At 69.2% G+C, this 7250-nt stretch carries 2 protein-coding genes and 1 pseudogene; all 3 read left to right on the plus strand.

Annotation, left to right across the window (positions count from 1 at the left end):
- Window positions 1-77 precede the first annotated feature (77 nt).
- Window positions 78-2507, plus strand: coding sequence for a TolB family protein (locus ACVUH9_RS14690; protein WP_475758169.1), 2430 nt, complete (start codon window positions 78-80; stop codon window positions 2505-2507).
- A gap of 61 nt (window positions 2508-2568) precedes the next feature.
- Complete coding sequence (locus ACVUH9_RS14695) at window positions 2569-5631, plus strand: hypothetical protein (RefSeq protein WP_475758174.1); 3063 nt, start codon at window positions 2569-2571, stop codon at window positions 5629-5631.
- A 1132-nt stretch (window positions 5632-6763) separates the two neighbouring features.
- A pseudogene (locus tag ACVUH9_RS14700) lies at window positions 6764-7250 on the plus strand (hypothetical protein); the annotation flags it as partial.

Below are 7250 nucleotides of genomic sequence, written 5' to 3' on the forward strand. Positions count from 1 at the left end.
GTCTTCTCGCCGCCGTAAGCGCGATGTAGGACGCGACGGCCGCTGAGGTGGTCGCGGTTGACAGGGGAGAGAGCAACGTGAAGGAGCAGCGCATGACACGAGGGTTTGGTGGGGGGCGTAGCAACGGCGCACGCGCCGTTGGCGACGGTGAGTCTGTGGGAGGGCGCCGCTCGCGGCAGCGTCTGCTGCGGGCCGCCGCAGCGCTCGGCGTAGCTGGGGTTGCGGGCATCGGGCTGGCGAGCACGGCAGTGGCCGCGACCCCAGGGCCGCTTCCGCAGGCCGGCGCGCCGGGACTGCCCAACGGCCGCGCGCTGGAGATGGTTTCGCCGCCTGAGAAGAACGGCGTGGATGTCGCCCAGCCGGTGCTGTTCTCGAACGGGAAGACCCAAGTCGGGAGTACGGGCTTCCAGGTCAGGCCAGACGGTTCAGGGGCCTTGTTCGTTGCTGCGGGAGGCTTCGCGGGAGCGACGTCGATCGGTTCGTTCGGGTACACGAGTTACAAGGCGGTTCGTGGCACCGACGGTTGGCAGACGACGTCGGTGACGCCGCGAGCCGTGGGCAGCCCGGCTGCCGCCCTGGGCACGGGCGAGGTGATGGCGGCTACCGCAGACCTCTCGGACACGGTGCTCGTATCGAATCAGCCGTTGGCGGAAGGCACCCATACCGGGCAGGCCAACGTGTTCGTTCGTAAGGGAGGCGTGGATACCCTGCTGACGCCGAACCTGGGCGTCATGGCCGAGATGTACGGTCCGATCTTCGCCCCCAGTGCCCTGGTGCCGTTGGTGCGAGGCGTATCGGACGACCTGTCCCAGGGGGTCTTCGTCGCCCGCGATGCGCTGTTGCCGGGGGATCCGGTGGACGGGAACGGGAACCTCTACGCGTGGAACAACGGGGTTCTGCGCCTTGTCGCGCCGGACGCGGACGCCGGAATGGGAGCTGCCGGGCCGACCTCGGGCAACATGAATGGTCTTCCCAACCAGCGGTCGATCAGCGCGGACGGTCGCCGGATCGCCTACTCGGCGCCGCTGACGAACATCCCGCAGGTCTACGTGACGGCCGACGGGGGCGCTCCGGTTCAGGCCTCCGCTTCCCAGGGCGGGAGCTCGGGCGACCACGACCGGATGGCCGCTTACCAGGCGATGTCGGCGGACGGCTCGAAGGTCTTCTTCACGAGCGCTGCTTCGCTGACCCCTGACGCGAACACGTACTCCTCGGGCGCGTACGGAACCTCCCCGACGGAAGGTGACCTCTACATGTTCGACGTCGGGACGGGGCAACTGAAGAACCTCACGCCGCAGTCCCTGGCGGGCGACCAGGCACCGGCGGTCCGTAGGGTCGTCGGAGTCTCGGACGACGGGAAATCGGTCTACGTCTCGACCCGTCGTCGACTCAACGACGCGAGCCAGAGCAACGATGGCCCGGACAACCTGTATCTCCTCCGGGGTGGCGAAGCGCACTACATCGCCAAGTACACCGGTGCCTACGTCGCAGCAGTCGGTCCGTCTCCAGAGGACGTCCAGGTGACGCCCGACGGACAGACGTTGGCGTTCAGCTCGAGGGCCCCCGTCCTCGCCGACTACGACAACGACGGCAAGGACGTGATCTACAAGTACAGCGCCGCCGACGACGTTGTCTCCTGCGTCTCCTGCCGCCCCGACGGCTCCAAGCCGAGCTTCGCCGCGAACCTGGCCGCGCCCTACGCGTCGACCCTGAGCCTCGGCAATCCCGCTCCGTTCCGGTCGCGGACGATGAGCGCCGACGGGCGCCGAGTGTTCTTCTACACCAGGGACGCGGTCCTGCCGGGCGCCAGCAACGGGCAGAGCAACGTCTACATGCTCGAGGACGGCAAGCTCTCGATGATCAGCAGCGGCCGTGATCGTGGCCATGCCTTCCTGTTCGGTACGACGCCCTCGGGCGACGATGTGTTCTTCAGCAGCCGAGCCAGGCTCGTCCCGGCCGATGTCGACGAGAGCATCGACGTCTACACGGCACGGGTCGGGGGAGGGTTCGCGGAACCCGACCCGGGCGCGGCGCCGTGCACGGGCGACGCCTGCCAGGGCCGGCAGAGCGACCCGCCGACGTTGCTCGGTTCGGGCAGCACCGGTGAGGCTGGCGGAAATCTCCCTCCGGAGAAGGAGGAGAAGGCTGCTCCCAAGGCGTCGCTGAAGGTCGGGGCGCTGTCGAGCAGCGTGCGTCGCCGCCTGGCTAGCGGGAGCCGAGTGCAGCTGCCGATCAAGCTCGTCGGTGGCGGCAAGGTCAGCGTTCGGGCTACCGCATCCATCGGTGGGCACCAACGGACTGTGGCGACCGCGACCCGAACGGTTCGCCAGACAGGTCCGGTGACGGTCAACCTCGCAGTGCGGCTGTCGAGCACCGCGCGGAAGCAGCTCGCGCAGGGGAAGCGCCTGCGGATTCGCTTCCGGGCGGCCAGTTCGCAGGTGACGCGGTCGGTGACGCGGACGGAGACCATCGTCCGCTCCGCCGCTCGCAACGGTCGGGGGGCCTGAGATGCCCTTCGTGAACGTTCAGGCGGTCGGTGGCGACCGCACCACGCAGAGGAAGACGCACGTGACCAACGCAGAGCAGATGGGGCGCAGGCGCAGCCAGCGCGGCGGCCGCTGGGCGACGATGCTCGTCGGCCTGTTGGCCGCCGGCCTCGTCGGCGCGCCGACGGCCTCGGCAGCGTTCGGCGACAACTTCGGCCTGGTGCCGGGGAGCTTCGACGCGGTCGCGTCGAACACCGTCGATCCGAACTTCATCCACAACGCGAACCCGGGTGACCCGGCGACGCAGGCAGGCTCGCACCCGTCGTACCTGACCACCCGTCTGGCGTTCAACTCGACCGAGAGCGATACCGGAGACCTGACCCCGGAGGGCAACGTCCGGCAGATCGATGTCGACCTCCCGCCCGGCATGGTGGTGAACCCGAAGGCGACCCCGACCTGCGATCGCGGCACGCTGTTCGAGTCGATCGTCGACGCGACGCGGCCGTGCCCGAGCAACACCCAGATTGGGGTCGTGATTCCCACCGTGATGTTCGGGGGCCCCGGGCTTCCGCTCACGCGGCCGCTGTACAACCTGACCCCCGCCCCCGGGAAGCCCGCGGAGTTCGGCTTCACGGTCTCGACCACCGCGGTGATCGTCAGCGGCGGCGTGACCAACGCCGCAGCTTCCGATGGCGGCTACCGGATGAGCGCTCGCTTGAACTACGTGTCGAACGCGCTTCCGATTCTTGACACGTCGCTGACGCTCTGGGGCGTTCCTGCAGATCCGCGCCATAACGCCGAGCGCGGCATGTGCCTCGAAACCGGCGAGACCAATTGCACGGTGGACGCTCCGCGGCGCGCCCTGCTGACCAACCCGTCCCGCTGCGACGGACCGAACCCGGTCACCGACATCGCGGTCACGCCGTGGCAGCATGACCGTGTCTCTCGCGACGCTTACGACGGCGCCCCGGGTACGACCGGCTGCGACCGGCTGCCCTTCGAGCCGACGGTCGACGTCGAGCCGGACAACCAGCGTGCGGGAGCGCCGGCCGGCCTGTCGGTCGACATCGGCGTGCCGTTCAGCGACGTTCCCGAGAGCCTCGCGACGCCGCCGCTGAAGAACGTCGAGGTCGCGCTGCCCGAGGGCATGGCGATCTCGCCGTCGGCCGCGGACGGCCTCGGTGCCTGCACCGACGCGCAGCTCGGCCTCAGGTCCGATGCCGAGGAGAGCTGCCCCGGGAGCTCCCGGATCGGCTCGCTGACGATCGACACCCCGCTGCTGTCCGAGCCCCTCACCGGCTCGGTCTACCTCGGGACGCAGGAGTCGAACGACCCGATGTCCGGCGACATGTACCGGATGTTCATGGTCGCGGAGGGTCAGGGCGTGCGGATCAAGCTCCGCGGCGCGATCACGGCGAACCCGGAGACGGGCCAGCTGACGACGCGCTTCCTCGACACCCCGCAGATGCCGTTCAGCCGGATGCGGGTCCAGCTCAAGGGCGGGGCTCGCGCGCCGCTCGTCAACCCGACCAGCTGTGGGACGAAGACCTCCAGCACCACCCTGAAGTCGTGGGCGGGGCAGCAGGTGACGCGGACGAGCGACTTCACGATCGACCAGGCCTGCCCGACCGGCGCGTTCGCGCCGACCTTCTCGGCCGGCACGGTCAACCCGATGGCGGGCGCGTTCTCGCCCTTCACGATGACGGTCAGCCGGACCGACGCGGACCAGGAGCTCAAGGCGATCTCGCTGGCGCTGCCGTCGGGTCTGCTGGCGACGCTGAGCACGGTCCCGCTCTGCGCCGAGGCGCAGGCTGCGGCTGGCAGCTGCGGTGAGGAGTCCCGCGTTGGGTCGACCACGGTCTCGGCCGGTCCCGGCGCGAACCCGTACAGCCTCGGCGGTGCGGTCTACATGGGCGGCCCGTACAAGGGCGCCCCGTTCTCGCTCTCGATCGTGGTCCGGGCCAAGGCCGGCCCGATCGACCTCGGCCTGGTCGTGGTCCGCTCGCCGCTGAACGTCGATGCGGCGAACGCGAAGGTCGCGGCTCCGGCCGATCCGCTGCCGACGATCCTCGGCGGGATCCCGCTGAAGATCCGCACGATCAACATCGCCCTCGATCGCCCGAACTTCATGTTCAACGCGACGAGCTGCGCTCCGCAGTCGATCGGCGGGACGCTGACCAGCACGGCCGGCACCGCGGTCAACGTGGCGTCGCGCTACCAGGCGCAGGGCTGCTCGAGCCTCAAGCTCGATCCGACCCTGAAGATGAGCTTCACCGGCAAGTCCGAGATGAAGAAGGGTGGGCACCCCGGTGTCGTCGCCGAGCTCTCGCAGACCTTCGGCCAGGCCGGCCTGAAGGGCGTCAAGGTCGACCTGCCGCTGGCGGTGGCCCTCGAGGCCGACAACGCTCAGGGACTGTGCACCCCGGCCCAGGCCGCAGCACGAGCCTGCCCGGAGTCCTCGATCGTCGGCCGCGCTACGGCGCGCACCCCGGCGCTGCACCAGCCGCTGAGCGGCCCGGTGTACTTCGTCGAGGGCACGCGTCTGTCGGAGACGGGCAAGACGATCAAGACGCTGCCGAAGCTGTGGCTGAAGCTCGAGGGGCAGGGCGTGCCGCTCGACCTCTGGGCCGACAGCGACGTCACGGCGCGTCGTCTGACGACGACGTTCCGCTCGGTGCCGGACGCCCCGATCGCGGCCTTCCGGCTGGAGATCGACGGCGGCAAGCACGGGATCCTGGGTGCAACGGCGAACGTCTGTGACGTCAGCCGGGCGGCCGGGGTCACGTTCGACGGCCAGAACGGTGCGCGAGTCCGCCGGAGCATCGCGATCGGTGCCGACTCCTGCGCGATGCGGGTCGTCAAGACGACCCAGACGCCCAGCCGTACGGCCCTCCGCATCTCGGGTCTGAACGGCCCGGGCCGCCTGACCCTCACCGGCAAGGGCGTCAGCCGTTCGAGCCGCAACATCAGCAGCGCGACGGTCGCCTCGATCGGGGCCCGCCTGACCGCGAGCGCCCGTCGTGACGTCGCCCGCGGCCGCGCCGTCCGCATCCGCCTGACGGCGTCCTTCACGCCTAAGGGGGCGAAGGCGGCGCAGAAGATCACGCGCACGGTGACGGTGAAGAAGGCGCGCGCCCGGCGCTAGCCGCAGTTCCCGCCGCTACGCGCTGCCCTGGACCGGGGCGCTGTCGTAGCGGCGGGTAGGAAACTCAGGGCCCACAGGGCTCGAGTCACCGCGGGACCAACGGGGCCGGAGCGCGAGGTTTGCGCTCCGGCCCCGTTTTGCGTACCGGAGGCCCGGCGGCGGTCGCGCTGCCGGGATTGCCACGCGAATCGCTGCGGTCGGGAGCGCCTCGCCGGCTCTGCGCCCTCCCGGCCTGCGTCGGGGTGTAGCCGGACACGCGTACGGCAAGTGTCAAGGTCGTCGTGCGAGACGCGCGGGGGCGAAGACCGACCTCCGCCAGTCACGGCGGTCCTTGGCTCTCGGGGTTGCGCACCACCGATCTCCTTCGCTCGACGAACGATTGCTGGGGCGGGTCGGACGGCTCGGACGGGAGGGTGAACGCTGTTCACGCGGGAGCTGTCGGCGTGGAGTAGCGGCTCGCCGCGACCTGACCCGGGCGCCGTCCGCACCAGAGCTCCTGCCGAACGGTCGGTTGGCCCGGCGGGGGCGTGGCGTCCCGGTGCGTCTCTGGATCAGGCCGTTCGCGCAAGAAGGCGATCCTCACAGCGCGTCTTGTATACCGCGTCTGCAAGCCGGATATACGCCATGCGGTCGACGGGGTCTGGCCCGCGGCGGTAGCTCGCTGGTCGAAGGTGATGCGGCCTGGCCAGCCGCGGATGCGGCTCGATCTGCCTTGCCGACTGGGCTATGCGCGCCGGCCCCGACTGTCCCCTCGCCTACGACGGGTGCCATATACGCGGTGTGCGTACGTGGCGTCAAGATAAGGACAGGCTCTGTGCTGCCTCTGCATCGATTTTCGAAAACATCCTTGACACGCGACGGCCGGTGTGGTCAGCTAGCGCCAGTTCGCCCAGCCGGCCGATGCCGAACAGGCCCGATCGACTCATCGAACACCCGATGTCTCTTGAAGATCGCGAATGCTGAAGTGGCGCCCCAGTTGAGTTTCGGTCCGATGCGGCGAGGTTCCCAGTCCTTGCCGCCCCGCTACGGCGGGGGTCCGCCCGAGGCACCCGAAAGGGCCTCGGTCGAGGCATTGCAGGGCGGGATTGCCGACCTTTTCTAAATAGAGCAAACGACAAGGGAACACAGGACCATGAAGACCATTCGGACGATTACGGCTCTCGCGACGACGGCCGCGGCGGTTGCGGTGACCGCGACCTCGGCGTCAGCTGGGGTGCCAACCGGCGACTTCGCGCCGTTTAGGTACTGCCCGTACAACGACACGACGCTGACGCAGTGCGTCTACTCGGATACGAGCTCTGGGTCGATCAAGCTCGGCAACCAGAACGTGCCGATCAACAAGCATCTGATCCTGCAGGGTGGCCTGCGGGTGATCGACGGCGACAACACGACGTTCGTCGATGCCGTCGGTGCCGACACGTTGGTGAAGACCAAGCTCGACGTCCCCGGCGGGCTCGTGGGCATCGTCTCGGACAACTGGTTCTTCGGTCCGCTGCTGGATGCCTTCTACTGGGCGGTCAGCTCGGTCAACGGCGTGACGGCGACGGCGGAGAAGGTCGGTCCGGTCCAGTTCAACCTGGGCAACATCCTGACCGGTAGCGGTACGGGTGTGCAGCTGC

Source organism: Patulibacter ginsengiterrae (assembly GCF_056269115.1).